At 74.1% G+C, this 26,417-nt stretch carries 24 protein-coding genes and 2 tRNA genes; 11 read left to right on the plus strand and 15 right to left on the minus strand.

Annotated features, from left to right (window positions below; genetic code table 11):
- Window positions 1-28: 28 nt before the first annotated feature.
- The 4 genes from coaD to ABT295_RS06170 form a co-directional block, all read right to left on the minus strand.
- Window positions 29-565, minus strand: coding sequence for a pantetheine-phosphate adenylyltransferase (gene coaD / locus ABT295_RS06155; RefSeq protein WP_352393519.1), 537 nt, complete (start codon window positions 563-565; stop codon window positions 29-31).
- Between the two features lie 78 nt (window positions 566-643).
- Window positions 644-1,225: a 16S rRNA (guanine(966)-N(2))-methyltransferase RsmD gene (gene rsmD / locus ABT295_RS06160; RefSeq protein ID WP_352393520.1), complete on the minus strand. Its 582-nt coding sequence runs from the start codon at window positions 1,223-1,225 to the stop codon at window positions 644-646.
- A gap of 1 nt (window position 1,226) precedes the next feature.
- Window positions 1,227-3,515 carry an ATP-dependent DNA helicase RecG gene (locus tag ABT295_RS06165; protein ID WP_352393521.1) on the minus strand — a complete coding sequence of 763 codons (2,289 nt, stop codon included), beginning with the start codon at window positions 3,513-3,515 and terminating at the stop codon, window positions 1,227-1,229.
- Between the two features lie 2 nt (window positions 3,516-3,517).
- Window positions 3,518-5,371, minus strand: coding sequence for a DAK2 domain-containing protein (locus ABT295_RS06170; protein ID WP_352393522.1), 1,854 nt, complete (start codon window positions 5,369-5,371; stop codon window positions 3,518-3,520).
- A gap of 146 nt (window positions 5,372-5,517) precedes the next feature.
- Between ABT295_RS06170 and ABT295_RS06175 the strand changes: the two genes are divergently transcribed.
- Window positions 5,518-6,300 carry a fructosamine kinase family protein gene (locus ABT295_RS06175; RefSeq protein ID WP_352393523.1) on the plus strand — a complete coding sequence of 261 codons (783 nt, stop codon included), beginning with the start codon at window positions 5,518-5,520 and terminating at the stop codon, window positions 6,298-6,300.
- Between the two features lie 361 nt (window positions 6,301-6,661).
- Window positions 6,662-6,850, plus strand: a complete 189-nt coding sequence (gene rpmB / locus ABT295_RS06180) for a 50S ribosomal protein L28 (protein ID WP_345507036.1) — start codon at window positions 6,662-6,664, stop codon at window positions 6,848-6,850.
- Window positions 6,851-7,057: 207 nt separating this feature from the next.
- Here rpmB and thiL read toward each other — a convergent pair whose 3' ends face one another.
- Window positions 7,058-8,023 carry a thiamine-phosphate kinase gene (gene thiL / locus ABT295_RS06185; RefSeq protein WP_502991132.1) on the minus strand — a complete coding sequence of 322 codons (966 nt, stop codon included), beginning with the start codon at window positions 8,021-8,023 and terminating at the stop codon, window positions 7,058-7,060.
- Window positions 8,024-8,250: 227 nt separating this feature from the next.
- Between thiL and ABT295_RS06190 the strand changes: the two genes are divergently transcribed.
- The gene (locus ABT295_RS06190; RefSeq protein WP_345507034.1) at window positions 8,251-8,484 is read left to right on the plus strand and encodes an Lrp/AsnC family transcriptional regulator; all 234 of its coding nucleotides are present in this window, start codon (window positions 8,251-8,253) and stop codon (window positions 8,482-8,484) included.
- 55 nt (window positions 8,485-8,539) lie between these two features.
- Window positions 8,540-8,968 carry a hypothetical protein gene (locus ABT295_RS06195; RefSeq protein ID WP_352393525.1) on the plus strand — a complete coding sequence of 143 codons (429 nt, stop codon included), beginning with the start codon at window positions 8,540-8,542 and terminating at the stop codon, window positions 8,966-8,968.
- Window positions 8,969-9,069: 101 nt separating this feature from the next.
- On the opposite strand, the gene ABT295_RS06200 is transcribed toward ABT295_RS06195, so the two are convergent.
- Window positions 9,070-10,209 (minus strand): D-alanine--D-alanine ligase family protein, encoded by a 1,140-nt coding sequence (locus ABT295_RS06200; RefSeq protein ID WP_352393526.1) that lies wholly within the window; start codon window positions 10,207-10,209, stop codon window positions 9,070-9,072.
- A gap of 50 nt (window positions 10,210-10,259) precedes the next feature.
- On the opposite strand from ABT295_RS06200, the gene ABT295_RS06205 reads away from it, so the two are divergent.
- Entirely contained in the window at window positions 10,260-11,345 is a 1,086-nt protein-coding gene (locus ABT295_RS06205) for a trans-sulfuration enzyme family protein (protein WP_352393527.1), read from the plus strand.
- Between the two features lie 114 nt (window positions 11,346-11,459).
- Here the strand turns inward: ABT295_RS06205 and ABT295_RS06210 are convergent, their stop codons facing one another.
- Window positions 11,460-12,458 (minus strand): NAD(P)H-dependent glycerol-3-phosphate dehydrogenase, encoded by a 999-nt coding sequence (locus ABT295_RS06210; RefSeq protein ID WP_352393528.1) that lies wholly within the window; start codon window positions 12,456-12,458, stop codon window positions 11,460-11,462.
- On the minus strand, window positions 12,455-13,255 hold the full coding sequence (locus tag ABT295_RS06215; RefSeq protein WP_352393529.1) for a lysophospholipid acyltransferase family protein: 801 nt from the start codon (window positions 13,253-13,255) through the stop codon (window positions 12,455-12,457). The genes ABT295_RS06210 and ABT295_RS06215 overlap by 4 nt, the downstream gene beginning before the upstream one ends.
- Before the next feature lie 113 nt (window positions 13,256-13,368).
- On the opposite strand from ABT295_RS06215, the gene cofC reads away from it, so the two are divergent.
- On the plus strand, window positions 13,369-14,256 hold the full coding sequence (cofC, locus tag ABT295_RS06220) for a 2-phospho-L-lactate guanylyltransferase (RefSeq protein WP_352393530.1): 888 nt from the start codon (window positions 13,369-13,371) through the stop codon (window positions 14,254-14,256).
- An 89-nt stretch (window positions 14,257-14,345) separates the two neighbouring features.
- Here cofC and ABT295_RS06225 read toward each other — a convergent pair whose 3' ends face one another.
- From ABT295_RS06225 to leuC, 3 genes are all read right to left on the minus strand, one after another.
- Window positions 14,346-15,146, minus strand: a complete 801-nt coding sequence (locus ABT295_RS06225) for an HU family DNA-binding protein (protein ID WP_352393531.1) — start codon at window positions 15,144-15,146, stop codon at window positions 14,346-14,348.
- 286 nt (window positions 15,147-15,432) lie between these two features.
- On the minus strand, window positions 15,433-16,026 hold the full coding sequence (leuD, locus tag ABT295_RS06230; protein WP_352393532.1) for a 3-isopropylmalate dehydratase small subunit: 594 nt from the start codon (window positions 16,024-16,026) through the stop codon (window positions 15,433-15,435).
- A 3-nt stretch (window positions 16,027-16,029) separates the two neighbouring features.
- Window positions 16,030-17,487: a 3-isopropylmalate dehydratase large subunit gene (leuC, locus tag ABT295_RS06235; RefSeq protein ID WP_352393533.1), complete on the minus strand. Its 1,458-nt coding sequence runs from the start codon at window positions 17,485-17,487 to the stop codon at window positions 16,030-16,032.
- A 153-nt stretch (window positions 17,488-17,640) separates the two neighbouring features.
- On the opposite strand from leuC, the gene ABT295_RS06240 reads away from it, so the two are divergent.
- The 3 genes from ABT295_RS06240 to fgd all read left to right on the plus strand — a co-directional run bounded on the left by ABT295_RS06240 (window position 17,641) and on the right by fgd (window position 20,675).
- Window positions 17,641-18,393 carry an IclR family transcriptional regulator gene (locus tag ABT295_RS06240; protein WP_045191628.1) on the plus strand — a complete coding sequence of 251 codons (753 nt, stop codon included), beginning with the start codon at window positions 17,641-17,643 and terminating at the stop codon, window positions 18,391-18,393.
- A gap of 201 nt (window positions 18,394-18,594) precedes the next feature.
- Window positions 18,595-19,599: a L,D-transpeptidase family protein gene (locus ABT295_RS06245; protein ID WP_352393534.1), complete on the plus strand. Its 1,005-nt coding sequence runs from the start codon at window positions 18,595-18,597 to the stop codon at window positions 19,597-19,599.
- 68 nt (window positions 19,600-19,667) lie between these two features.
- Window positions 19,668-20,675, plus strand: coding sequence for a glucose-6-phosphate dehydrogenase (coenzyme-F420) (fgd, locus tag ABT295_RS06250; protein ID WP_352393535.1), 1,008 nt, complete (start codon window positions 19,668-19,670; stop codon window positions 20,673-20,675).
- Between the two features lie 7 nt (window positions 20,676-20,682).
- On the opposite strand, the gene ABT295_RS06255 is transcribed toward fgd, so the two are convergent.
- Entirely contained in the window at window positions 20,683-21,258 is a 576-nt protein-coding gene (locus ABT295_RS06255) for a DUF4188 domain-containing protein (protein WP_352393536.1), read from the minus strand.
- A 71-nt stretch (window positions 21,259-21,329) separates the two neighbouring features.
- Between ABT295_RS06255 and ABT295_RS06260 the strand changes: the two genes are divergently transcribed.
- A complete protein-coding gene (locus tag ABT295_RS06260) occupies window positions 21,330-21,998 on the plus strand; it encodes a MerR family transcriptional regulator (RefSeq protein ID WP_352393537.1) in 669 nt (222 codons plus the stop codon).
- A gap of 48 nt (window positions 21,999-22,046) precedes the next feature.
- Window positions 22,047-24,254: a bifunctional lysylphosphatidylglycerol flippase/synthetase MprF gene (locus ABT295_RS06265; protein ID WP_352393538.1), complete on the plus strand. Its 2,208-nt coding sequence runs from the start codon at window positions 22,047-22,049 to the stop codon at window positions 24,252-24,254.
- A 33-nt stretch (window positions 24,255-24,287) separates the two neighbouring features.
- On the opposite strand, the gene ABT295_RS06270 is transcribed toward ABT295_RS06265, so the two are convergent.
- The 3 genes from ABT295_RS06270 to ABT295_RS06280 form a co-directional block, all read right to left on the minus strand.
- Entirely contained in the window at window positions 24,288-26,024 is a 1,737-nt protein-coding gene (locus ABT295_RS06270; RefSeq protein ID WP_352393539.1) for an alpha/beta hydrolase, read from the minus strand.
- 133 nt (window positions 26,025-26,157) lie between these two features.
- A tRNA-Glu gene (locus ABT295_RS06275) sits at window positions 26,158-26,230 on the minus strand.
- Between the two features lie 88 nt (window positions 26,231-26,318).
- Window positions 26,319-26,393 (minus strand) — tRNA-Gln (locus ABT295_RS06280).
- Window positions 26,394-26,417: the final 24 nt, after the last annotated feature.

The raw sequence follows: 26,417 nt of genomic DNA on the forward strand, positions 1-26,417 counted from the left end.
GCTACCGGAGGGGGCGCGTGCACCCAAATCAGCCCGGGCGCTCCCGCAGCCGCTCCTGCAGGGCGGCGAGGACCGGCGCCGGGACGAGGCCCTCGACGTCGCCGCCGTAGCGCACGACCTCCTTGAGGAGCGAGCTCGACACGTGCGTCAGGGCGGGGTCGGCCGCGAGGAAGAGCGTCTCGACACCGGTGAGGTGGCGGTTCATGTGGGCCATCGGCAGCTCGTAGGCGAAGTCCGTGCCGCCGCGCAGCCCCTTGACCATGGCGTCGGCGCCGACCTCCCGGCACACGTCGACGACGAGGGTGTCGGCCCAGCTGTCGATGCGGACGTTGGGCAGGTGCCCGAGGGTCTCCTCGAGCAGGGCCGTGCGCTCGGGCACCGAGAACGTGCCGCTCTTGGCCGGGTTGTGCAGGATCGCGACGACGACCTCGTCGAAGAGCCGGCTCGCGCGGGTCACGACGTCGAGGTGCCCGTTCGTGACGGGGTCGTAGGAGCCCGGGCACACGCACCGCCGCACCCCTCCCAGGGCCCCGTCCGCCGCCGCTCCGGTCGCTTCGCTCGTCACGTCGCCAACCTACCGGGCGGCCGAGCAGGTATGCCGTGGGCGCCTTCCCCGCGCGCCGGCCCCGCCGCGCTCCTGCGCTTAGGCGACCTCGCCGCTCGGGCGGGGCTCGGCGAACCACACCGCGGTCTCGCCGTAGCGCTTCTCCCCCGACAGCTCGAGGCCCTCGGGCCAGGTCGGCTGGGGCGAGCGGCTCGAGCGCTCGACGACGACGAAGGCCTCGGGCGCCAGCCACTGTCGCTCCACGAGCGCCGCGAGCACGTTCGCGAGGGCCTCCTCCGTCACGTCGTACGGCGGGTCGAGCAGGACGAGGTCCATGCGGGTGCCCGCCGGCGGCCCGGCGGCGAGCGCCCGCTCGACCGTGTCGGCGACGAGCCGCACGGCGGGGTGGCCGACGACGCCGACGTTCGCGCGGATCACCTTCGCCGCCGCGCGGTGCGACTCGACGAGGAGCACGTGGGCGGCGCCACGGCTGGCCGCCTCGAGCCCGAGGGCGCCGGAGCCGGCATACAGGTCGAGCACGGTGGTGCCGTCGAGCAGGCCACGGTGCTCGAGCCGGCTGAAGAGCGCCTCGCGCACGCGGTCGGACGTGGGACGCGTGCTCGAGCCGGGCGGCGTCTGCAGCCGGCGGCCGCCCGCCGTCCCACTGATGATCCGGGTCACGTCAGCCTCGTTCCAGCCATGCCGCCTGCTCCTCGTCGAGGCGCATCGCGACGGCGGCCGCGAGCGCCGGGTGCGCGCGCAGCTCGGGGTCACCCGCCACGAGCGCGAAGGCGTCCTCCCGCGCGTCCGCGATGATCTGCTCGTCCTCGGCGCGCCCCAGGCGCAGGTGGCGCACCGAGTTCGCCCGGCCGCTCTGGCGCGCGCCGAGCACGTCGCCCTCGCGCCGCAGCTGCAGGTCGACGCGCGCCAGCTCGAACCCGTCGGTCGTGGCCGCGACCTGGTCGAGGCGCTCGGCCGCCCTCTCGCCGGCTCCCTGGGTCATGAGCAGGCACAGTCCGGGCACCGCGCCTCGGCCGACGCGGCCGCGCAGCTGGTGCAGCTGCGAGATGCCGAAGCGGTCGGCGTCGACGACGACCATGACCGAGGCGTTGGGCACGTCGACGCCGACCTCGATGACGGTGGTCGCGACGAGCACGTCGATCTCGCCGGCGGAGAAGGACTGCATCGTGGCGTCCTTGACCTCGGGGTCGAGGCGGCCGTGGAGCACCCCGATCCGCAGGCCCTCGAGGGCGGGGGTGGACCGCAGGGTGCTCAGCATCGCGTAGACGCCCGTCAGCTCCTTGGCGGGACCCGAGGTCGCGCCGTCGCCGCCGTCGCCGAGGTCGCTGTCGCCGCCGCCGTCGCCGTCGTCCCAGTGGGCCTCCCAGCCGGCGTCCTCGTCGGAGGAGTCCCGCGTGCCCGCGGCGCCGGCGAGGCCGCCGGACTCGTCGTCGACCTCGCCGATGCGGGGGCAGACGACGTAGGCCTGGTGCCCCCTCGCGACCTCCTCGGCCACGCGCTGCCACGTGCGGTCGACCCATCCGGGCCGGTCGGCGTCGACGACGTGCGTCGTGATCGGCGACCGCCCCCGGGGCAGCTCGCGCAAGGTCGAGGTCTCCATGTCGCCGAAGACCGTCATGGCGACGGTGCGCGGGATCGGCGTCGCCGTCATGACGAGCACGTGGGGCGGCCGGATCCCCTTCTCGCGCAGTGCGTCACGCTGCTCGACGCCGAACCGGTGCTGCTCGTCGACGACGACGAGGGCGAGGTCGGCGAACTGCACGTGCTTCTGGATCAGGGCGTGCGTGCCGACGACGATGCCGGCCGTCCCGGAGGCGGCGTCGAGCAGCGAGCGGCGGCGCGTGGCGGCGTTCTGGCTGCCGGTGAGCAGGGTCACCGTCGTCCCGTGCTCGGCCCCGCCGAGCATGCCGCCCTGCGCGAGGTCGCCGAGCATGGCGGTGATGGACCGGTGGTGCTGCGCGGCGAGCACCTCGGTCGGGGCGAGCAGCGCCGCCTGCCCGCCGGCGTCGATGGCCGCCAGCATGGCGCGCAGCGCGACGACGGTCTTGCCCGAGCCGACCTCGCCCTGGAGCAGCCGGTGCATGGGGCGGTCGAGGGCCAGCTCGTGGGTCAGCACCGCACCGATCTCGCGCTGGCCCTCGGTCAGCTCGAACGGCAGCCGCTCGTCGAAGGCGGCGAGCAGGCCGCCCGGGCGCGGGTGGCGCGGCGTCGCGAGCTCCGACTCGGCGGCCTTGCGGCGCTGGGCGAGGATCGTCTGGAGCACGAAGGCTTCGTCGTACTTGAGGCGGTCGAGTCCGCGCGACGGCTTGTCGTCGACCGCGGGGCGGTGGACGAGCTCGAGCGCGACGGCGCGGTCGACGAGACCGCGCGACACGCGTACCTGCTCGGGCACCGGCTCACGCACCCGGTCGACCGAGTCGAGCGCCTGCTGCACGAGCTTGCGCAGCTTGAGGGAGTTGAGCTTGCCCGTCGTCGAGTAGACGGGCACGCGGTGGGTCCGGTACCACTCGACGGCGGCGTCGCCCTGGTCGTCGTCGGTGAAGAGCTCGTACTCCGGGTGCGTCAGCTGCAGGCGGCGCCCGTAGGCACCGATCTGGCCGACGAAGAGGCCGCGCACGCCCGGCATCAGCTTGCCCTCGTGGCCGTAGGCGCTGAAGAACGTGACGTCGAGCTCGTTGCCGAGGTCGTCGCCGATGACGACGGTGAGCATCTTGCCGCGCCGGTTTCGCATCGGGCGGGTCGAGGCCGTCTTGACCTCGGCCACGACGAGCACGTCCTCCCCCACGTGGAGGGCGGAGAGGTCGGTGAGCTGGCCCGGCCGGACGTATCGCCGCGGCACGAACTCGAAGAGGTCGGCGACGCTGAACAGGCCCTTGGTGCGGGCCAGCTGCTCGGCCTCGTTCTTCTTGAGCAGCTTGGTGAGCGGGGAGTCCTCGGTCAGCACGGGCACGGTCACTCCACCCCCAGCAGGACGGCGTAGACGGCCTGGCCACCCTCGAGCATGGTGACGTCGACGCCGTGGTGGGCGGCCCGGGCCTCGGCGGTGACCGCCTCGAGCACGCCGTCGGGGGCGTCGGCACCGGTGACGGCCGTGACGAGCTCGCCGCCGCTCGCGAGGAGCCGGTGCACGACCCCCCGGGCCACGTCGAGCACGTCGGAGCCCACGAGCACCACGTCACCGTCGACGACGCCGAGCACGTCACCGGGCTCGCACCGGCCGCCGCTCGTCAGGGCGACCCGGTCTGCCACCGTGACCGCGCCGTGGCGGGTCGCGGATGCCGCCGCCTGCATGGCGAGCACGTTGGCGGGCAGCGTGGCCTGCGGCTCGTGCACGGCGAGCGCCGCGATGCCCTGGACGGCAGCGCGCACGTGGACGAGGTGCGCGTCGATGCCCTCGTCGGCGACGGCCCGCACCGCGGCGGCCGCAGCGAGCAGGGTGTCGCCGTCGTTGGGCAGCACGACGACGCCCGAGGCGCCGCGGGCGTGCTGCTCGCGGATGGCGTCGATGAGTCCTCCGGTCGACGCGCGCCGGCCGGGGCCCGAGGGCACGACGACCGCACCCGCGTCCTCGAAGAGCGCCGCCAGCCCGGGACCGGCCGCGCAGGCGACGATCGCGACGCCGGCGGTTCCGTCCGCGGTCTGCGTGCCGTGCGTGCCGTCGACGCCGGGTCGGGCGTGGCCGGCACCGTGGCCGGCGAACGGGGCGTCGGCGTGGCCGTCGTGCCGGTCGTGGCCGCCCGCGGCCTGGACGGCGTCGGGCAGCCGCGTGATGCGCACGCGGTGCGGGCGCCCGGCCTCGATTCCCGCCTCGACCGCCGCCCCGGCGTCGTCGACGTGGGCGTGCACGTTCCACTCCCCGTCGCCACCGACGACGAGCACGGAGTCGCCGAGCTCGACGAGCCGGTCGCGCAGCCGGTCGACGGCGTCGTCGTCGGAGTCGCGGAGCAGGTACATCACCTCGTACTCCGGCACGGGTGGCGCGTCGGGGTCGACGGGCACCGGGCGCGCGCCGCCGAGGACGGCGCTGAGCGCCGCGCTGGGCAGCGGGGGTCGCAGGCGAGGCCGCTCGCCGCCCGCGGTGGGGGCGTGCTGGCCGGAGCAGACGCGGTCGAGGCACTCGAGGAGCACGACGAGTCCCGCGCCACCGGCGTCGACCACACCTGCCCGGGCGAGCACCTCGAGCTGCTCGGGCGTGCGCTCGAGCGCCGCGCGGGCGGCGTCGACGGCTGCCCGCGCGACGACGTGCACGGGCACCTCAGAGTCGCCGGCGCCGCGCGGTGCGGTCTCGGCCACGGTGTCCAGGGTGTCCACGGTGTCCAGGGTGGCCGCGGCGGCCGCGGCGGCTGCGTCGGCCATCGCGCCCGCCACGGTGAGGATGGTGCCCTCCTGGGGATCGGTCACGGCCTCGCGCGCGCGCTCGGCGGCGCGGCGCAGGCCGGCCGCGAGCACCCGGCCGTCGATGCGCCCCGCGCCGGCGCAGCCCTCCGCGAGGCCCCGCGCGAGCTGGCTGAGGATGACGCCGGAGTTCCCGCGCGCCGTCCAGAGCAGGTGGCGCGCGAAGACCGTGAGCAGCGCGTCCGCCGTCGTCACCTCCGCCGCAGCCGTCAGGGTGCGATCGACCGCGCCGTCGAAGGTGAGGTAGAGGTTCGTGCCCGTGTCTCCGTCGGGCACGGGGAAGACGTTGAGGGCGTCGATCTCGGCCCGCCGCGCCGCGAAGAGCGAGCGCGTCATGACGGCCCAGCGGCGCACCGCGACGAGGTCGAGCAGCGTCAGGGGTCCGTCGGGCGGCGGCACGGCGCCGGGCATCGGACCTCCTGCTCGTCGGGCGGGCACCCGGGCCCGCCGATGCTCGGCAGGCTAGCGCCTCGCCCGGACGGTCGCACGACCCCTCCCGGCCCGGGGCGCGGCCGTCCCACGTCCACGTCGGGGTCCGCTCCGACCGCAGGGCTAGCGTGGGTGGGGTGTCGAGCGCCGCCGATGTCCACCGCAAGACCTGGTCCGCCGCCCCTGCCGGCTTCTTCGAGGTCGAGGCCGCCGGCCTGCGCTGGCTCGGCGAGGGCACGGCCGCGGACGGCGCGCGGGTCGTGCGGGTGCGTGGCGTGGGCACCGACCACATCGAGCTCGAACGGCTGCACCCCGCCGCACCCGGCGCCGCCGCCGCCGACAACCTCGGTCGCGGCCTCGCCGCCACGCACCGCCTGGGCGCGCCGGCCTTCGGCGCCCCACCGGCCGGCTGGACCGGCCCGGCCTGGATCGGCCGGCAGCCACAGACCAACGACCCCACCCCGACGTGGGGCGCCTTCTACGCCGAGCAGCGGGTGCGCCCGTTCGTGCGCCGGGCCCTCGACCGCGGCCATCTCGACGCCGCCGGGGCCGGGATCGTCGACCGGGTCTGCGACCGCCTCGCGGGCGGCGAGTTCGACGACGACACCCCGCCGGCGCGCATCCACGGCGACCTGTGGGCGGGCAACGTCGTCTTCGTCGCCGGGGAGGCGGTGCTCATCGACCCCGCGGCCCACGGCGGGCACGGGCTCACCGACCTCGCGATGCTGCACCTCTTCGGGTGCCCCGGGCTCGAGCGCGTGACGGCCGCCTACGCCGACGCCGCCGACCTGCCGGCCGGCTGGCGCGACCTCCTCGAGCTGCACCAGCTGCACCCGCTCGCGGTCCACGCCGCCTCGCACGGCCCGGCCTACGCCACCCAGCTCGTGCAGGCAGCCGGCACCTACGCCTGATCGACGCCGCAGCCCGAACCCGCACCACGCCCCCGCCCCGCCCCGAACCGCGCCCTGGCGCACTTGCAGCCGCGTCTCAGCCCGAAACCCCGCCAGAACCGCGCCCTGGCGCACTTGCAGCTGTGTCTCAGCCCGAATCGCGCCCTGGCGCAGTTGCAGCCGGGCGGTTTGTCGCGCCGGATCGGGCGGTTCTCGGGGTGGTGGAGCGGGCGCCCTCGCCGTTTTGTCGTCCGAGCACGTCGTCGGCTACGCTTTACCGGTTCCCCCCGTGACTGCGGGGTGACGCGCGCCCCGGTGTGCGTCGGCCCCGATCCGTGGTGGAGCTCAGCACTTCACCGACATCGAATTTCAGGAGATACCCGTGGCTGCCAACTGCGACGTCTGCGGCAAGGGACCGAGCTTCGGTCACAACATCTCGCACTCGCACCGCCGCACCAAGCGCCGCTGGAACCCCAACATCCAGCGCGTTCGGACGCTGGTGGGCGGTGTGACGCCGAAGCGACTCAACGTCTGCACCTCCTGCCTCAAGGCGGGCAAGGTCGTTCGCTGAACGTCCCGAACCAACGAGCAAGGCCGATCCCTTCGGGGGGTCGGCCTTTTTCGTACCCCCGCCCCGCCCACGCCGCCGACGGGTCGAGGTCAAACCTCGCGCCGGGGCACGACGGATCACCTCGACCGACGCGCCACCCCCTCGGGTCGAGGTGAATGGTCGCCCTCCGGCCCGGCCGCGCACCTCGACCCGCGCGACACCGGACCGTCACGCTCCGCGGAAGTGGTCCCATCCGGTGTGTGACACCGCCCGACCGCCGAGGAGAATGCCGGCGCCCTCGTCGCGGCCCGGGGCGCGCCCCTCCCCCAGCACCCGCCACCCAGCCGGCACCGACCCGGTGGGGAAGGTCGCGAGCAACGAGTGCTCCTCGCCGCCGGCCAGCACGCAGTCGAGGGCGGCCTCGGCGCCGACCGCCTCGGTCAGCGCGTGAACGTCGCCGGCGAGCGCGGCCGGGTCGAGGTCGACGACGACGCCGCTCGCCCGGGCGATGCGGCCGCCGTCGCGCAGCAGCCCGTCGCTGAGGTCGAGCATGGCCGTGGCACCGGCGGCGGCCGCCTCGGGCCCGGCCTCGAGCGGGGGCTCGGGACGGCGTTGACGCGACACCGCCACCGGGTGGCGCGACGTCGCGCCGGCCTGCAGCAGGCGCAGCCCCGCGTCGGCGAGCCCGAGCGAGCCCCGCACGGCGAGCACGTCGCCGGGGCGCGCGCCCGAGCGCAGCACCGGGTCGCCGTCGAGGCGCCCGAGCGCCGTCACCGAGACCATGACGACGCCGGACGGCGCCGACGACAGGTCGCCGCCGAGCACGGCGACGCCGGCGGCCGCGCACGCGTCCGCGAGACCGCGCACGTGGTCGAGCACCCACTCGAGCGACAGGTCGGGGTCGGCGACGAGCGTCACGAGCACGCCGGTCGGCCGGGCGCCCATGGCGGCCACGTCGGCGAGGTTCTGGGCGATCACCTTGTGTCCGATGTCGGCGCCGGACGACCACGCGTCGAGCCAGTCGCGCCCGAGCACCACGGTGTCGGTGGTCGCGACGGTGCTCGCGCTCGTGCGCAGCACGGCGGCGTCGTCGCCGGGCGCGACGACGAGGTCGGCGCCCTTCGGGAAGGTCGGCAGGATGCGCGCGAGCAGCTCGTCCTCGTCGAGCGAGCGCAGCGGGGTGCCCCCGGTCATGAGGGGGCCGCGGCGCCGCCGCTCCTCCTGCGGCTCGATCGGCACGCTCACACACCCTTCCCGGTGGACGGCCGTGTCACGGGCCCGTTTGCAGGGGACGAGAACCCCCATGGCAAGGTAGCGTCAGGGCACGGTCGCAGTCACACTGAGGCCCGCCGGTTCCGACCGGTCGCATCGGGCCTGCGCCCGGACGGCCGTCCAACGAACGACACACGAAGAGGTGACACGTGGTCCAGGCCTACATCCTGATTCAGACCGAGGTCGGCAAGGCCGCCAGCGTTGCGGAGCAGATCGCCGGCATCACGGGCGTGACCCTCGCCGAGGACGTCACCGGCCCCTACGACGTCATCGCCCGCGTCGAGGCCGCGAACGTCGACGACCTCGGCCGCCTCGTCATCGCCAAGCTCCAGGACGTGCCCGGCATCACGCGCACGCTCACCTGCACGGTCGTGCACGTCTGAGGCCGTCCTGACCAGGTCGTCCCGCCCGACGGCGGCGCCGCGTGGCGCCGCCGTCGTGCTGTCCGCCGCCGCGGCGCTCTGCGCGGTCGGGTTGTCCGGCTGCAGCCGTGCGCCCGAGGTCGCGCTCGCGCCGCAGGCCCGCGCGCCGGTGTGCACCGCCGTGCCCTGGCCGGCCGACGTGAGCGACCGCGCTCGCGTGGCCACGACGCCCGACGACCCGTCCGTCGCGGCGTGGGGCGATCCGGCCCTCATCGCGCGCTGCGGCCTCGACCCGCTCGGCCCGACGACCGACGACTGCGTGACGGTCGACGGTGTCGACTGGGTCGTGCGGTCGCTGAGCGACGGGTCGGCCGCCACGACCTACGGGCGCGACCCCGCCGTCGAGGTGCTCGCGCCCGCCGCGTACGGCGCGGTGCCGCTGCTGCTGCCCGCCTTCTCGGCGGCCGCCCGTGCGCTCCCCGAGAACGGCCGGCACTGCTCCTGAGCCCGGGTGCCGTCGGTGGGCGCGTGCCGTCGGTGGCCGTATGCCGTCGGTGGCCGCGCGCTCCACGCCCGGCCCGAGCCGGGTGACCGTTCGAGCAGCCGTCAGCGCAGGCCGGTGCGCCGTTCGAGCGCGAGCGCGATGAGCTCGTCGATGAGGTCGGGGTAGCGCAGGCCGGTGGCGGCCCACATGCGCGGGTACATCGAGTGCGGCGTGAAGCCGGGCATCGTGTTGATCTCGTTGAGCACGACGCGCCCCTCGGGCGTCACGAAGCAGTCCACGCGCGCGAGCCCCTCGCAGCCCAGCGACTCGAACGCCTCGGCCGCGAGCCGCCGCACCTCCTTGGCGACCTCCTCCGGCACGTCGGCCGGGCAGCTGAGGTCGACGTCGCTCTCGGCGAGGTACTTCGCCTCGAAGTCGTAGAAGGCGTGGTTGTCGTGCACGACGATCTCGGCGACCTCCGACGTGCGGGGCGCGGACGTGCCGTGCCCCTCGAGCACGGCGCACTCGATCTCGCGCCCGGCGATGCCCTCCTCGACGAGCACCTTGGGGTCGTGCTCGCGGGCCACCTCGATGGCGGCCTCGAGGCCGGACGGGTCGTCGACGCGGGTGATGCCCATCGACGAACCGGCGCGGGCGGGCTTGACGAAGAGCGGGTAGGCGAGGCCGGCGCAGGTGTCCATGGCCGCGGCGCGGTCGGTGCGCCACGCGCGGTCGGTGATGACGGCATACGGCCCGACGGGGAGGCCGTGACCGGCGAAGACGACCTTCATGTAGTGCTTGTCCATGCCGGCCGCCGACGCGAGCACGCCGGAGCCGACGTAGCGCACGTCGGAGAGCTCGAGGAAGCCCTGCAGCGTGCCGTCCTCGCCGAAGGGCCCGTGCAGGAGCGGGAAGACGACGTCGACCTGGCCGAGCTCCTGCGGCGGGCGGCCGGGCTCGAGCACGGTGAGCGCACTCTCGCGCGTCGAGAGCGGCAGCACGACGTGCGCGTCGCTCGTCTCCACCTCCGGGGTGCGGCCCGGGGTCAGCTCGAAGCGGCTCGGGTCGTCGGCGGCGAGCACCCACTGCCCGTCCCGCGCGATGCCGATCGGCACGACGTCGTAGCGGCTGCGGTCGATGGCGCGCAGCACGCCGGCGGCGGTGGCGCACGACACCGCGTGCTCGGAGGAACGTCCACCGAAGACGATGGCGACGCGGGGCCGGCGGCTCGGCCGGTCGGGCTGGGGCTGGTCCGTGGTCATCAGACGAGACTCTATCCCGAGGCCCCGGAGCCGCTCGTACGCTGAGCGGCGTGGCCACCGAAGCGGATCCGCAGCAGCTGCACGTCGACACCTTCCTCGTCGCCTCGGGCCGACCCGGGCGCACGGCCGGCTCCCCGGTCAACGTGGCGGTCGAGCTGACGTCGACGTATGCCGCCGAGGGCGCCGTCAACTACGCGCGGTCCGGCAACCCGACGTGGGACGCCTTCGAGGAGGCGCTCGGTGGCCTGGAGGGCGGGCTCGCCCTCGTGCACGCCTCCGGCATGGGCGCCATCTCCGCCGCCCTCTCGCTCCTCCCAGCCGGTGGCACGGTCGTGGCCCCCGACACGACGTACAACGGCACCGGCGACCTGCTCCTCGACCACGAGGGGGCCGGCGGTACCGTGCGGCGCGTGCACGCCACCGACACGGCTGGCTTCCTCACCGCGCTCGAGGGCGCCGACCTGCTCTGGCTCGAGTCGCCGACGAACCCGCTCATGGACGTCACCGAGCTCGACGTCGTGCTGGCCCGGGCCCGCGAGCTCGGCGTGACGAGCGTGGTCGACAACACCCTCTCGACGCCGCTGCTCTGCCGCCCGCTCTCGCTCGGCGCCGACGTCGTCGTGCACTCGGTGACGAAGTACCTCTCGGGCCACAGCGACGTCGTGCTCGGCGCCACCGTCGTGCCCGACACCGAGCGCGGCCGGGCCCTCGGCGAGCGCCTCCGGCGGCACCGCACGCTGCACGGCGCCATCGCGGGGCCGATGGAGGTCTTCCTCGCGCTGCGCGGCCTGCGCACTCTCGCCGTGCGCTTCGAACGCGCGAGCGCCACCGCGGCGGAGCTCGCCCGACGCCTCGAGGCGCACGACGCGGTCGAGCGCGTGCGCTACCCCGGAGCGGGCGCGATCCTCTCCGTCGACGTGCGGGGCGGTCTCGAGGCCGCCGAGCGCGTGTGCGCCGCCACCCGGCTCTGGCTGCACTCGACGAGCCTCGGCGGCGTCGAGTCGCAGCTCGAGCGCCGCCGGCGCCACCCCTCCGAGTCCGAGCAGGTGCCGGTCAACCTGGTGCGGCTCTCGGTCGGCATCGAGCACGTCGACGACCTGTGGGCCGACCTCGACCGGGCCCTCCGCACCGTCTGAGCGCCGGTCGGGCCACCCCGACGCACGAAGTGCGTGCCTCCCCGGTGCGGCAGGCTCGCGCGGCACGGACCGGGCGCACCTGCTGTGTCGCGCGGGCGCGGACCTGCGCGACGGTCAGTGCTTCTCGGCCTTGAGGTCGCGCGACATGAGCCGGGGCCCGACCTCTCTCGCCGGATGGCCGTCGCGGATGACGGCGACGACCTGCTCGACGATCGGCAGGTCGACTCCGTGCTGTCCGGCGAGGGTGAGGATCGACTCGCACGACTTGACCCCCTCGGTCGTCGTGCGCAGCTCGGCGGTGGCCTGCGCCACGGTGAGGCCACGGCCGAGTCGCACCCCGAAGCTGTGGTTGCGCGACAGCGGCGACATGCACGTCGCGATGAGGTCGCCGACGCCCGCGAGACCCATGAAGGTCTGCGGGTGCGCGCCGAGCGCGAGCCCCAGCCGCGTCGTCTCGGCGAGCCCGCGCGTGATGATCGTGGCCTTGGTGTTGTCGCCGAAGCCCAGCCCCTCGGCCATGCCCGAGGCCAGGGCGACGACGTTCTTCGTCGCGCCGCACACCTCCGCGCCGATGACGTCGGTGTCGGTGTACGGCCGGAAGTACGGCGTGGCGCAGGCGTTCGCGACCCGCTCGGCCGTCGCCATGTCGCGGCAGGCGACGACGCCGGCCGCCGGCTGCTTGCGCGCGATCTCGGCCGCGAGGTTGGGACCGGAGAGCACGACGACGCGGTCGGGCTCGACGTGGCCGACCTGCTCGATGACCTCGCTCATGCGCAGGGTCGTGCCGAGCTCGACGCCCTTCATGAGCGAGACGACCGGCACCCCGGCGGGCACGGCCGCACCCCAGTCGACGAGGTTGTCACGCAGGGTCTGGGCCGGCACCGCGAGCACCGCGATGTCGCACCCGTCGAGGGCCTCCTGCGCCGACGTCGTCGCGCGCACCGTCTCGGGCAGGGCCAGCTCGGGCAGGTAGGCGTCGTTGCAGCCGGCGTTGACGGCCGCAGCGACCTCTGGCCGCCGCGCCCACAGGCGCACCGTGCACCCCGCGTCGGCGAGGATGGCCGCGAACGCCGTGCCCCAGTTGCCACTGCCCATGACCGCCACGCGGGTCACGGCCGCTCCTCGCCGCGGGTCCGCGGGCCGCGCTCGCGGCCGATGTCGTCGTGCTTGAGCGGGTCGCCGATCTCGGGCACGCCGTGGCTGCGCGGGTCGAAGCGCTCGACGGGGCGCTTCTCGTCGCGCAGCACCTCGAGCAGCTCGGTGATGCGGTCCATCAGCCGGTCGGTCGCCTCGCGGAGCGTCTTCGTGTCGATCGGACGGTCGTAGAGGTCGGACAGGTCGACGGGCGGGCCGGCATACATCTGCATCGTCTTGCGCGGGAAGAGCGAGGGGCGGTGGCCGTAGGGCGAGAGGATCTCCTGCGCACCCCACTGCGCGACCGGGATGAGCGGGCAGCGGGTCTCGAGCGCCACGCGCGCGGCTCCGGTCTTGCCGCGCATCGGCCACAGGTCGGGGTCACGCGTGATGGTGCCCTCGGGGAAGATGCCGAGCGCCTTGCCGGCGCGCACGCCGTCGACGGCCGCGCGGTAGGCGTCCGTGGCGGCGACGGAGTTGCGGTAGACGGGGATCTGGCCGCACTTCTTCAGCAGCCAGCCGACGACGGGGATCGCGAAGAGGCTGTCCTTGCCGAGGAAGTACGCCTCGCGGCCGGTGTCGAACATGAAGTGGGCGAAGACGAGCGGGTCGGCGTAGGAGATGTGGTTCGGCGAGACGACGAAGCCGCCCTCGGCGGGGATGTTCTCCAGGCCGCGCCAGTCGCGCTTCGTCACGCGCATGAGCAGCGGCCGGAGCAGCAGCGCCGCGAACCGGTAGGCCCAGGGCAACCGTCTCCTGCGTGCGCCGCCCGTCACGTGTCCACGTCCTCCTCGTCGTGCGCACGCCGGTCGGCGTGGCTGGCTTCATCTTGTCCACCCCGCGGCGCGGTGTCGAGCAGCCGGGCGGCGAGTGCGACGATATCGCCAGCATGACGACCACCTCGCGCACGCACCCGGCACCGCCGGCCCGGCCCCTCGACCGGGCGGTGGGCGACTGGGTCGTCGTCGTGCCGGTCAAGGACACGCGGCACGGCAAGTCGCGCCTCGCCCCGGCCGTCGGCCCGGACCGCGCCGACCTCAGCACCGCCATCGCGAGCGACACCCTCGACGCCGTCTGCGCGGCGGTGGGGCCCGAGCGCCTCGTGCTCGTCACCGCGGACGCCGGGCTCGCCCCGCTCTGGCGCGCCCGGGGCGCGCGCGTCGTCGACGACCCGGGGGCCGGGCTCAACGCGGCCGTCCGCGCCGGCATCGCGACGGCCGGCCCCGGCACGAGGGTCGCGGCCCTGCTCGGCGACCTGCCCGCCCTCGACGCGGCGTCGCTGCGGTCGGCGCTCGACACGGCCGGCCGGCTCGGCGAGTCCTTCGTGCCGGATGCCCAGGGCGTCGGCACGGTGCTGCGGTGCGGTCGCGGCTTCGTCCCCCGCTTCGGCGCCGACAGCGCGGCCCGGCACGAGGCCGATGGGGCCGTGCGGGTGGCCGTCCCGCTCCCCCGGCTGCGCACCGACGTCGACGACGTGCACAGCCTCGTGCTCGCGCGGGCCCTCGGCCTCGGGCCGGCCACGAGCGCCCTGCTCGCGCACCGCGCGTCTGGTTGGATGCGGAGCATGCAGGCGACCGTGCACCGTTTCGACCCCGAGACCCACACCGGCAGCGTGCTGCGCGACGACGGGGTCGAGCTGCCCTTCACGGCGCCCGCGTTCGAGTCGAGCGGCCTGCGCCTGCTGCGGGTCGGCCAGCGCCTGACCGTCGAGGTCGTCGACGACCTCGTCGTGGGCCTGCGCATCGTCGGCGTCGGGCCGGGCGAACCGATCCGCTGACGCGCGTGGGCCCGACCGCCCCTGAGGGAGCGGTCGGGCCCACGGTCTCGCCACGTCCGGCCGTCAGGGCGTGTCGACGGCCGAACCGGTCAGCGGGCGCTCTTGCGCGCCGTCGTCTTGCGGGCGGGAGCCGCCTTCGTCGTCGACCTGACGGCCGCCTTGGTCGGGGCGGCCTTGCGCGTGGCCGTCGCCTTCGTGGCGGCTGCCTTGGTGGCCGTGGACTTCGTGGCGGCCTTGGTCGCCGTCGCGCGCTTGGCCGGGGCGGCCTTGGTCGTCGCGGCGCGCTTGGCGGGGGCCGCCTTCGTCGTCGTCTTCGCCGCAGCCTTGCTCGTCGTGGCCCTGGTGGCCGACTTCGTGGCGGTCTTCGTGGCCGACTTCGTGGCGGTCTTCGTGGCGGCGGCCTTGCTCGCCGTGCTCTTCGCGGCGGTGGCGCGCTTGGCGGGGGCGGCCTTGGTCGCGGCGGCCTTCGCCGTCGTCTTCGCGGCGCGCGCCGAACCGGCCGTGGTCGCGGCCTTCTTCGTCGTGGCCTTCTTCGCGGCGCCCCGGGCCGGGGCTGCGGCGACGGACGATCCGGCCGACGCCCGGCTGGCCGCGGACTCGGTCTTCGACAGCTTCTTCGCGCCCGAGACGACCTCCTTGAAGTTCGTGCCGGAGCGGAACTTGGGGACGCGGGTCTTCTTGATCTTCACGGTCGCCCCCGTCTTCGGGTTGCGGCCCGTGCGCGCGGCGCGGTCGGCGCGCTCGAAGGTGCCGAAGCCGGTGATGCCGACCTTGCCGCCGCGGGCGACCTCGCGGATGACGACGTCGAGGAACGCCTCCAGCGCGTCGGACGCCACCTTCTTGCTGCCGAGCTTGGTCTCGAGCGCGTCGATCAGTTCTGCCTTGTTCACGTCTTCCCCTCCAGAGGACTGTCGGCGTCAGTCGACCCGACGAGATTCGTCCGGAACCGGTCCGGCTACACCCTGACGTTAGGCCGACTCGGCAGTCGCGTCCATCACCCGGCAATGGGGCTTTCGTTGTGTCGCAAGGAGTTTGACGGGTTCTGCGGCCTTCATCCACCCGCGGGCCGAGCCGGTCCGCTCCGGAGCGGGAGGACGCATACGAAAGCGGATCCCGTTGTCGTGCAACGAGATCCGCTTTCGTGTCCGATTTGCGGGGTTGTCGTGCGGCGCCGGCTCAGACCGACGTCGTGACCGGCTTGTGCGCCGGACGCCGCGCCTCGAAATCGGCGACGAGATCGTCGTGTCGCAGGGTGAGTCCGATGTCGTCGAGGCCCTCGAGGAGCCGCCAGCGCGTGTAGTCGTCGATCTCGAAGGGCGCGACGATCTCACCGGCGTGGACGGTCCGGGCCACGAGGTCGACCGCGATCTCGGCGCCGGGGTTGTTCTCGAGGTACTTCCAGATCAGCTCGACGTCGTCCTGGGAGACGATGGCCGTGAGCAGGCCCTGCTTGCCGCTGTTGCCGCGGAAGATATCGGCGAAGCGGGAGCTGATGACGACCCGGAAGCCCCAGTTCATCAGGGCCCACACGGCGTGCTCGCGGCTCGAGCCGGTGCCGAAGTCCGGCCCCGCCACGAGGACCGAGCCGTCGGCGTACACCGGGTTGTTGAGGACGAAGGACGGGTCCTTGCGCCAGGCGGCGAAGAGGCCGTCCTCGAAACCGGTCCGCGTGACGCGCTTGAGGTACTCGGCCGGGATGATCTGGTCGGTGTCGACGTTGCTGCGGCGCAGCGGCACCCCGACGCCGGTGTGGGTCTCGAACTTCTCCATGGCTCAGGCCTCTCCGGTCGTCGCGGATGCCAGCTGGGCGGGCGTCGCGGTGGGGTCGGGGGTCGCACCGTCGAGGTCCGAGGGGCTCGACAGGGTGCCGCGCACGGCGGTGGCCGCGGCGACGAGCGGGCTGACGAGGTGGGTGCGGCCGCCCTTGCCCTGACGGCCCTCGAAGTTGCGGTTCGACGTCGAGGCGCTGCGCTCCCCCACCGCCAGGGTGTCGGGGTTCATGCCGAGGCACATCGAGCAGCCGGGCAGCCGCCACTCGGCGCCGGCCTCGGTGAAGACGCGGTCGAGGCCCTCGGACTCGGCCTGCAGGCGCACCTTCGCCGAGCCGGGCACGACGAGCATCCGCACGCCCTCGGCGACGCGGCGGCCCTTGACGACGGCGGCGGCGGCGCGGAGGTCCTCGATGCGGCCGTTCGTGCACGAACCCACGAAGACCGTGTCGACGGCGATGTCGCGGAGCGGGGTGCCCGCCTCGAGGCCCATGTAGGCGAGGGCGTTCGCCGCGGCGAGCCGGTCGCTCTCGTCGGCGAACTCCTCGGGGTCGGGCACCGACGCCGAGAGCGGCAGGCCCTGGCCGGGGTTGGTGCCCCACGTCACGAACGGAGTCAGCTCGGTGGCGTCGATGTCCACCTCGGCGTCGAAGACCGCGTCGTCGTCGGTGCGCAGGGCGGTCCACTCGGCGACGGCCGCGTCCCAGTCCGCGCCGGTCGGTGCGTGCGGGCGCCCCTGGAGGTAGTCGAAGGTCGTCTGGTCCGGGGCGATCATGCCGGCACGGGCGCCGGCCTCGATCGACATGTTGCACACCGTCATCCGGGCTTCCATCGACAGCGCCTCGATGGCCTCGCCGCGGTACTCGATCACGTAGCCCTGGCCGCCGCCCGTGCCGATGCGGGCGATGACGGCGAGGACGACGTCCTTGGCCGTGACCCCCTCGGGCAGCGCACCGCGCACGTTGACGGCGAGGGTGCGGAACGGTCGGAGCGGGAGGGTCTGCGTGGCGAGCACGTGCTCGACCTCCGACGTGCCGATGCCGAAGGCGAGCGCCCCGAAGGCGCCGTGGGTCGAGGTGTGGCTGTCGCCGCAGACGACGGTCATGCCCGGCTGCGTCAGCCCGAGCTGCGGGCCGACGACGTGCACGATGCCCTGGTCGGCGTCGCCCATCGGGTAGAGCCGGACGCCGAACTCCTCGCAGTTGCGCCGGAGCGTCTCGACCTGGACCTTCGAGACGGGGTCGGTGATGGGACCGGGGGTCGTCGGGACGTTGTGGTCCTCGGTCGCCAGTGTGAGGTCGGGCCGTCGCACCGGGCGGCCGGCGAGGCGCAGCCCGTCGAAGGCCTGGGGACTGGTCACCTCGTGGAGCAGGTGGAGGTCGATGTAGAGGAGGTCGGGCTCCCCCTCGGCGCGACGGACGACGTGTGCGTCCCAGACCTTCTCGGCCAGTGTCCCTGCCATGGCTTCCCTCTGACTTCCCTCCGCAGCGGCGTTCCGGTGATCGAGCGCACGCACCATCGAGGACGGGGTCGCGACATCGCTCTTTCGCCAGCGTGGCCCTTTTGTGGTCCAGACGGATTGACGTCTCAGTGCCTGAGACGTCAGTATCAGTGCATGGACAACTCATCTGGTGTCGGCGTCCTCGACAAGGCCGCCACGGTGCTGGGCGCCCTCGAGGCCGGACCGGCCACGCTCGCCCAGCTCGTCGGTGCGACCGGCCTGGCCCGCCCGACCGCCCACCGGCTCGCCGTGGCGCTCGAGCACCACCGCCTCGTCTCGCGCGACATGCAGGGCCGCTTCGTGCTCGGCCCGCGTCTCGGCGAGCTCGCCTCCGCGGCGGGAGAGGACCGCCTGCTCGCGGCCGCCGGCCCCGTGCTCGGCGCGCTGCGCGACCACACGAACGAGAGCGCCCAGCTCTTCCGCCGGCAGGGCGACCAGCGCATCTGCGTGGCGGCGGCCGAGCGTCCCGTCGGGCTGCGCGACTCGATCCCCGTCGGGGCGACCCTCTCCATGCTCGCCGGATCGGCCGCCCAGGTGCTGCTCGCGTGGGAGGAGCCCGACCGGCTCCACCGCGGCCTGCAGGGCGCGGCCTTCACCGCGACCGCCCTCTCGGGGGTGCGCCGCCGCGGCTGGGCGCAGAGCGTCGCCGAGCGCGAGGCCGGCGTCGCGTCGGTGTCGGCGCCCGTACGCGGCCCGTCGGGTCGCGTCGTCGCCGCGGTCTCCATCTCCGGACCCATCGAGCGACTCTCGCGCCAGCCCGGTCGCCTGCACGCGGCCACCGTCGTCGCCGGCGCCAACAAGCTGACCGAGGTGCTCCGGCGCCACCACGCCATGCAGCAGCAACAACAGCAGCAGCAGAACGCCTGAGCCCGGGCCGGCGCCGGCGCGGTCCCGCGGCCGACCCGCCCGGCGACCCGGGCCGGTTCGGGCGGGCAGGCCACGGCATGGCTACGGATCGGTCACGATCTGTATCAGGGGCCTCGCCGCGACAACCTTTCGGCGGGTGGTCGCGTCACCCTCACTGCAGTGCATCGCCGCACTGACGTCGTTCGCAGCCAAGGGGTCACGATGCAGTCAGCCAGCCGGTCGGTCCGGATCCGCACCGCCGCACGCCACGCCATGGGGGCGGCCGGTGCCCTCGCGCTCGTCGCCGTCGCCACCGCGTGCACCCCCGACTCGCCGGGGGCGGCGCCCACGCCCGTCGGGCGCCCCGCGACGTCCACCGGAGCCGCCAGCCCCACCGTCGAGCCGGTCACGCCGCCGACCTCCTCCACCCCCACGCCGGTGTCGACGACGCCGGCGGCCCCGGCGACCCCGAGCACACCGGCCGGCCCCACGGACCCGGCCACCCCGACGTCCGCGCCCACGACCCCGGCCCCGGCCCCGACGACGGCGGCCCCGAAGCCGCAGCCGGCGCCCGTCGTGCTGCTCGAGGCGGGCGACACCGGGTCGAAGGTGCGATCCCTGCAGGCCCGACTGCGCCAGATCGGCTGGTTCGCCGGCGACGTCAGCGACCTCTACGGCTCGCGAACCACCGAGGCCGTGCGCGGCTTCCAGGCCAAGCGCGGCTTCGACGCCACCGGGCGCCTCGACGAGCGCACCTGGGACAAGCTCGTCGCGATGACGCACCGCCCGACGTCCGACGAGCTGGCCAACGTCAAGCCGAAGCCGCCCACGCCGAAGCCGGAGGCGACGAGCTGGGACGTCGACGAGCGCTGCCTCACGGGCCGCGTCATGTGCGTCAGCAAGACGACCCGGCACCTGACGTGGGTCGTCGACGGCGTGCCGCAGTACGGCTTCGACGTCCGCTTCGGCAGCGACGAGCTGCCCACGCGCGAGGGTGTCTTCTCGGTCTACAAGAAGAAGGTCGACGTCATCTCGAACCTCTACCACACGCCCATGCCGTACTCGATGTTCTTCTCCGGTGGCCAGGCCGTGCACTACTCCTCGAACTTCGCCCGGCTCGGCTACTCCGGCGCCTCGCACGGCTGCGTCAACGTGCGCAACAAGCCGCTGCTCGTCCAGCTCTACGGAGAGGTGCGCCTCGGCGACAAGGTCGTCGTCCACTGGTGACCCGGGCCCTGCCGACGACGGCACCGTAGGCTGGCCGGGTCACTCCCCCACGGCCCGAAGGAGTCGGTGTGCTCAAGGTTGGTTGGAAGGCGTCCGCGGAGCAGTTCGGTCCGCGCGACCTCGTCACGTTGGCCGCGCAGGCCGAGCAGGTCGGCCTCGACTCGGCGTTCATCTCCGACCACTTCCAGCCGTGGCGCCACCAGCAGGGGCACGCCCCCTTCGCGATGAGCTGGCTGGCCGCCGCCGGTGAGCGCACCGAGCGCATCCAGCTCGGCACGTCGGTCATGACGCCGACCTTCCGCTACAACCCGGCCGTCGTCGCCCAGGCCTTCGGCACGCTGGGGGCCCTCAACCCCGGTCGCATCGTGCTCGGCATCGGCACGGGCGAGGCCCTCAACGAGGTCGCGGTCGGCGCGGCGGGCTCGCCGTGGCCCGAGTTCAAGGAGCGCTTCGCGCGACTGCGCGAAGCCGTGACGCTGATGCGCAGGCTGTGGACCGAGGAGCGCGTCGACTTCGAGGGCGACTACTACCGCACGCACGCGGCGACCGTCTACGACCGGCCCGAGCAGCCCATCCCCGTCTACGTCGCCGCGGGCGGTCCGCTCGTGGCCAGGTATGCCGGCCGGTCGGGTGACGGCTTCATCTGCACCTCCGGCAAGGGCCGGGAGCTCTACGAGGACAAGCTCCTCCCCGCCGTCGACGAGGGCCTGGGCAAGTCGGGCCGCACGCGCGACGACATCGACAGGATGATCGAGATCAAGCTCTCCTACGACCGCGACCCGGAGCAGGCGCTGCACAACGTGCGCTTCTGGGCGCCCCTGTCCCTCAGCGCCGAGCAGAAGCACGGCGTCGACGACCCGGTCGAGATGGAGCGCCTCGCCGACGAGCTCTCCGACGAGGAGATCGCCAAGCGCTGGATCGTCACGAGCGACCCCGCCGAGGCGGTGGAGGCCGTGCGGCAGTACGTCGACTGGGGGTTCGACCACGTCGTGTTCCACGCCCCGGGCCACGACCAGGGCCGCTTCCTCGAGCAGTTCTCCGCCGACGTGCTGCCGGGCCTGCGCGAGCTCGGCTGACGGACCCTCACGGGCCGGGCACGTCGGCCACCTCGGCTGCGGTGCCGGCGGCGCCGGCTGCCGCGCCCGCGCCCGCGGCCGCACCGTCCCGGCGCCGGCGCAGCGCCGCGTGCCGGCGCCGGCTGCGGTCCTGGGTGAGCCCGAAGGCCTTGCCGAGACCGGTGGGCGGCATCGCGACGTAGAGGCTCTCGTGCGCCCCGGCCGGCACGGCATACGTCTCGTGCCAGATGCCGACGGCGCCGGTGGCCCGGCGGCTGCGACGGTAGAAGGCCGTCCAGGCCGGTCGGTGCAGCCGGTCCGGGTCGTTGGCGTACGCGTAGATCGCGTCCGCGTCGCGCCAGTACTGCACGACCGTCGGGCCGCCCGCCCCGAGGAGCGTGCGCGCCTCGAGGAAGCCGAGGTCCGGACCCTCGCCGCGCGCCGCGGCGTCCTTGGCCCGGTAGAGCTCGGCGATCATGCCCGGCATGGCACCGAGCACGGGCACCCAGAGGTCGGGACGCCACGGCTGGTTGACCCGCATGCCGATGAGGAAGACGGCGAGGTCACCGTCGTGGGTGTGGCTGGTGTGGACGAAACCGCTCATGACACGCCTTTCGGATAGTGGTGCTATCCAAGTTTGGACAGTCATACTATCCAAAGTCAAGGAGGAACCACGTGCGCATCTCCCAGCTGTCCGACCGCACCGGCGTCAGCATCCCCACGCTCAAGTACTACCTGCGCGAGGGGCTGCTCCACGCCGGCCAGGCCCAGGGCGCGACGCGCGCCGACTACGACGAGAGCCACGTCGACCGCGTCCGCCTCGTGCGCACCCTCGTCGACGTGGGTCGCCTCTCCATCGAGCGGGTCCGTGAGGTCGTGCAGGTCCTCGACGCACCACCTGCGAGCCGGCACGAGCTGCTCGGCGCGGCCCACGAGGCCCTCCGTCCCGCCACGCCCACCGCGGAGCCCACGCCGGACGCGGTCGCCCGGGTGCGGTCGCTCGGGCCGGACGGCTGCGAGCACTCCCCCGCCGGCGTCCAGCTCGCCCAGGCCCTCACGGCCGCGGAGACCGCCGGGTGGCACGTCGACGACTCGACGCTCGCCACGTGGCAGCGCGCCATGCGCGCGGTGGCCGAGACCGACGTCGCCCCCGAGCTCGGCACGGCCACGCCGGACGACGCCCTGCGCTACGCCATCGTCGGCACGGTGCTGACCGACCCCGTGCTGCTCGCCCTGCGCCGCGTGGCCCAGGAGGGCGTCAGCGCCGAGCGGCTCGCTGAGGGTGGCGCGTCGGCTCGGGCTCGTGTCGCCGAGCGCCCGGACGGCCCACGGACGACGCGCTAGCATCCCCGGCAGGAGCACGACACGACGGGGACCGCGAGGAGCGGACGGATGTCGACAGAGCGGACCGACGAGCCCACCGACGCCGTGGGCGCACCTGTGGCACGGCCGGCAGGCGCCCGGCCGGGAGGCGCCCGGCCGGCCGTCCTGGGCACCGTCCGGCGCCTCCCCTTCACCCTCGGTGTCGTCGGCGCGATGCTCGTCCTCGGAGTCGCCACCGGCACCCTGTGGAGCGCCCTCGCGGACCGGGAGCTCGTCGACGCCGTCGGCTACGGGCTGCCGGCCCTGCAGGACGGCCGGTGGTGGACCCCGGTGACCGGCGCGGTCTTCGCCCTCACGCCGGCGCAGTACCTCCCCGTGGCCGGCGGTGCGCTGGTCATGCTCGGCTGGTCCGAGCTGCGGCTCGGCACGCGCCGGGTGGCCGTGGCGGCCACGTCGACCCACCTGACCGGCGTCCTGCTGGCCTCGGTCCTGCTGCTCGTCCTGGACAGCACCGGCTGGGAGTGGGCGCACCGGCTCGCCGGCGAGCTCGACGCGGGCTTCAGCGCGGGTGCGCTCGGGGCGGTCGCGGCGGCGAGCGCCACCCTGGCGCCACCGTGGCGCGGCCGGCTCCGCGCCGTCCTGTCCCTCTACGCCGTCGTCGCCCTCCTCTACCTCGGGCGGCTCTGGGACCTCGAGCACGCCGTCGGCATCACGGTCGGGCTCGCCCTCGGGCCGATCCTGCTCGGGCGCCGCCCGTCGCTCGCGCTGCCCCGCTTCAGCCGCCACGAGTGGCGGGTCGTGTCGTCGGCCTTCTACCTCGTCAGCGCCGTGGTCGCGACCCTGCTCTACTTCACGCCGTCCGACGGGCCGCTCGGCGCGACCTCCGACGACACCGACGCCTTCAGCGTCCTCGTCAGCGCGGCCATCTCGCTCCTGCTCGCCGACGGCCTGCGGCGCGGCTCGCGCCGCGTGTGGTTCCTCGCCGGCGGCCTCGCGACCCTGTCCCTCGTGGCGCAGTCGCTGCTCGTCGTCGTCGAGGTGGTGGCGCCCGACCAGCTGAACGTCGACGGCCAGGTCGCGACCTCGATCCCCGAGCTCGTCGTGACCGTCGTCATCACGCTGCTCCAGCTCGCGGTCCTCGTGCTGGGTCGGTCGGCCTTCCAGGCGCGGTCGCGGCGCCGTCGTCGCGCGCAGCTCGCGAGCGGGGCGGGCGACCGGGAGACCGCCGTGGCCCTGCTCAAGGAGCACGGCGGCACGACGATGTCGTGGATGGGGACCTGGCCCGACAACCACTGGTACGTCCATCGCGGCCCGTCGGGCGAGCCGGACGGCTACGTCGCCTTCCAGGTGCACCGGGGCACGGCCATCGCCCTCGGTGACCCCGTGGCCCGCGACGCGGCGACGCGGGCCGCCGTGCTGCAGGGCTTCGTCGACGAGCAGGAGACCCACGGCCTCCAGGTGTGCTTCTTCTCCGTCACGCAGGAGGTCGCCGACTGGGGCCGGGCCCACGGCCGCCGCGACGTGCTCGTGGCCGAGGAGGCGATCATCGACCTGCCCGACCTCGAGTTCAAGGGCAGGTCCTGGCAGAGCGTCCGCACCGCCCTCAACCGCGCCACGAAGGACGGCATCAGCTACCGCGAGGGCCGCCTCGCCGAGATGCCGCGCGGCCTGCTGACCCAGGTGCGCGCCATCTCCGAGCTCTGGGTCTCCGACAAGGGCCTGCCCGAGATGGGCTTCACCCTCGGCGGCGTCGACGAGGCGCTCGACCCCGACACCGTGGTCGGCCTCGCCGTCGACGCCGACATGACGGTGCACGGGGTGACGTCGTGGCTGCCGGTCTTCTCCGCCGGTGGCGAGGTGCGCGGCTGGACGCTCGACGTCATGCGCCGCCTGCCCGACGGCTTCAGACCGGTCACGGAGTTCCTCATCGCGAGCGCCTGCCTGTCGTTCCGCGAGCAGGGCGCGCAGCTCGTCTCGCTCTCCGGCGCACCTCTCGCGCACTCCGGCGACGGCACGGCCGAGCGGGCGGCGCTCGAGCGGCTCCTCGACCAGCTCGGCGAGGCGATGGAGCCGCTCTACGGGTTCCGCTCGCTCGAGAGCTTCAAGCAGAAGTTCCGGCCGCGCCACGAGCCCGTCCACCTCGTCTTCACCGACGAGGCGGCCCTCCCGCGCATCGGACTGGCCCTCACCTCCGCCTACCTGCCGGACGCGTCGCTGCGCGACCTCGCGCGCGCGGGCCTGCAGTCGCGCCGCGAGGGCGCCGGGACCGCGTCCTGACCCCGGCGTCCCCGGGCGACCGGGGGCCGCCCGTCAGGTGTCCTTGTAGGGGCGCTTCTCGAGGATGGAGGCCAGGGTGGCGGTGCGCTCCGGGGTCCAGTCCGGCGGTCGGGTGACGGCGACCCACGACTCGAGGTTGGCCGTGGCGGAGTAGAGGTGGCCGTAGCCCATCGGGATGCTGCCGGCGCCGGGCAGGTCGAGCAGCACCTGCCACATCGTGACGACGGGGAACCAGCCCATCCGCGGGGAGACGTCGGGGCCACGTTGGCCGTCCTTGAGCCACTCCGGCTCCGCGAACGCCATCGACGGCGAGAAGAAGACGATCGGGTCGCTCGCGTGCTGGAGGTAGACGAGCCGGGTCGGCCCCCACGTCGCCCCGCCGCGTCCGAGGCCGTCCTGCTCCGCGGTGAAGCGCACCGTGCGCCCCTTCTCGTAGACGGGCAGGTATGCCGGGCTGCCGGGCTCGCGACCCGCCGTGAGTCGCGCGTGCAGCTCGTTGACGAACGGCGGCCCGGACATCAGGGCCCCGTCGACCGGCTCGTTGATGACGTTGATCGAGCCGAGGATGCTCTCGACCCCGAACGACCCGAGCGACAGACCGTAGAGGTAGAGCTTCGGCCTGCTCTGCTCCGGCAGCGTCGCCCAGTAGGTGTGCACCGTGTCGAAGACGACCCGCGAGGTCTCGCGGACGGCGTCCTGGTCGGCCAGGAGCGAGATCCACGACGGGAGGTAGGAGTACTGCACGCCCCCGATGGCCGTGTCGCCGTTCCAGAGGAACTCGAGGGGGTCGGTGCCGTTCTGGTCGAGGAAACCGGTGCCCGTCGTCGTGGCGACGACGAGCACCTTGCGCGAGAAGGCGCCGGACCGCTTGAGCTCGGCGAGGAGCAGGTCGGCGCGCCCCTGCACCGTGTCGGCGGAGCGCAGCCCGGCATACACGCGGATCGGCTCCTTCGCGCCACCGCCGTTCGCCCGGTCGAGCTCGGCGACGGTGGGGCCGCCGCCCACGAAGTAGCGGCCCTGACGACCCAGCAGCTCCCACGACGAGAGCGACTGGGGGCTCCCCGAGCGCTCCGGCACCTGCGGCCGGTTCATGTCCTCCGCGATGAGCGTGTCGCGAGGGGCGAAGATGGCGTTCGCGACGGTGAAGAACCCGTTGACGAGGACGCCCGTGAGCAGCGACCAGATGAGGGCGAGCAGGACGGCGGAGCCCACGACGACGGCGACCCGCCGCGGCAGCCGGCGGCCCAGCCGGCGGAAGACGGTGCGGAAGAGCAGCCGCAGGCTGCGGGAAACGACGAGGATGAGCACGGTCAGCGCGACGGTCACCCCGATGATGACCGGCCACGTGCTCGGCGAGGACGGCTCCATGCCGTAGAGGGTGCGGATCTCGTTCTGCCAGCCCACCTGGCGCCACCCGGTGAAGACCGCCGCCCACAGGCCGAGGCCGACGAGCACGAGCACGAGCACGCGGCGGGTGCGACCGGGCACCGCCGGGATGCCGAGGTAGCGCCACAGCCACTGGCACGTCGCGCCGAACCCGTAGCCGATCATCACGGTGACGCCCGACGCCACGCCCTGCACGGCCGCCCCGCGCGGGAGCAGCGAGGGCAGGAGCGAGAGGGCGAAGAACCAGGCGGCCATCGTCAGGCCGACGCCGGAGAACGTCGTGTCGAACACCCGCTGAGGGGCGCCCAGGCGAGGGCGGCGGGGCAGTCGACGCAGGCGACGTCCGGTGCGGACCGCGGGAGGGGGCACGGTCGATGCGGTCATGATGGCGGCTCCTTGCTCGGCGTGCCACGTGACGAGCGCCAGCATAGGTGGCTGCCGGGGCCGCACCCCCGGGAACGAGAGAAGACCCCGGTCCAGTGGACCGGGGTCTTCTCGGCTCTTTCGAGCCATCACGTAGCCCCGACGGGATTCGAACCCGCGCTACCGCCTTGAGAGGGCGGCGTGCTAGGCCGCTACACAACGGGGCCGTGAGCGGTGCCGAGCGAGCTCGGCACGAGAAGAAACCTTACCGTGAAGGCGTGATTTCTCCGAATCGGATCACGTTGCCGTGAACCGTGGCTGGGGTACCAGGACTCGAACCTAGAATGACGGAACCAGAAACCGTAGTGTTGCCAATTACACCATACCCCAAGGGGTTTCACTCACAGTCCGCCT

The organism is Terrabacter sp. NPDC000476 (assembly GCF_040300125.1).
Classification (GTDB): Bacteria; Actinomycetota; Actinomycetes; order Actinomycetales; family Dermatophilaceae; genus Terrabacter.

Bases quoted from the DNA above. Each gene is read 5' to 3' on its own strand.
- ABT295_RS06170 (WP_352393522.1), bottom strand. From the start codon at position 5,371: ATGCCCGGCGCCGTGCCGCCGCCCGACGGACCCCTGACGCTGCTCGAC.
- thiL (WP_502991132.1), bottom strand. From the start codon at position 8,023: ATGACCGGGGGCACCCCGCTGCGCTCGCTCGACGAGGACGAGCTGCTC.
- ABT295_RS06200 (WP_352393526.1), bottom strand. From the start codon at position 10,209: ATGACCACGGACCAGCCCCAGCCCGACCGGCCGAGCCGCCGGCCCCGC.
- cofC (WP_352393530.1), top strand. From the start codon at position 13,369: ATGACGACCACCTCGCGCACGCACCCGGCACCGCCGGCCCGGCCCCTC.
- leuD (WP_352393532.1), bottom strand. From the start codon at position 16,026: ATGGAGAAGTTCGAGACCCACACCGGCGTCGGGGTGCCGCTGCGCCGC.
- leuC (WP_352393533.1), bottom strand. From the start codon at position 17,487: ATGGCAGGGACACTGGCCGAGAAGGTCTGGGACGCACACGTCGTCCGT.
- ABT295_RS06240 (WP_045191628.1), top strand. From the start codon at position 17,641: ATGGACAACTCATCTGGTGTCGGCGTCCTCGACAAGGCCGCCACGGTG.
- ABT295_RS06245 (WP_352393534.1), top strand. From the start codon at position 18,595: ATGCAGTCAGCCAGCCGGTCGGTCCGGATCCGCACCGCCGCACGCCAC.
- ABT295_RS06255 (WP_352393536.1), bottom strand. From the start codon at position 21,258: ATGAGCGGTTTCGTCCACACCAGCCACACCCACGACGGTGACCTCGCC.
- ABT295_RS06265 (WP_352393538.1), top strand. From the start codon at position 22,047: ATGTCGACAGAGCGGACCGACGAGCCCACCGACGCCGTGGGCGCACCT.
- ABT295_RS06270 (WP_352393539.1), bottom strand. From the start codon at position 26,024: ATGACCGCATCGACCGTGCCCCCTCCCGCGGTCCGCACCGGACGTCGC.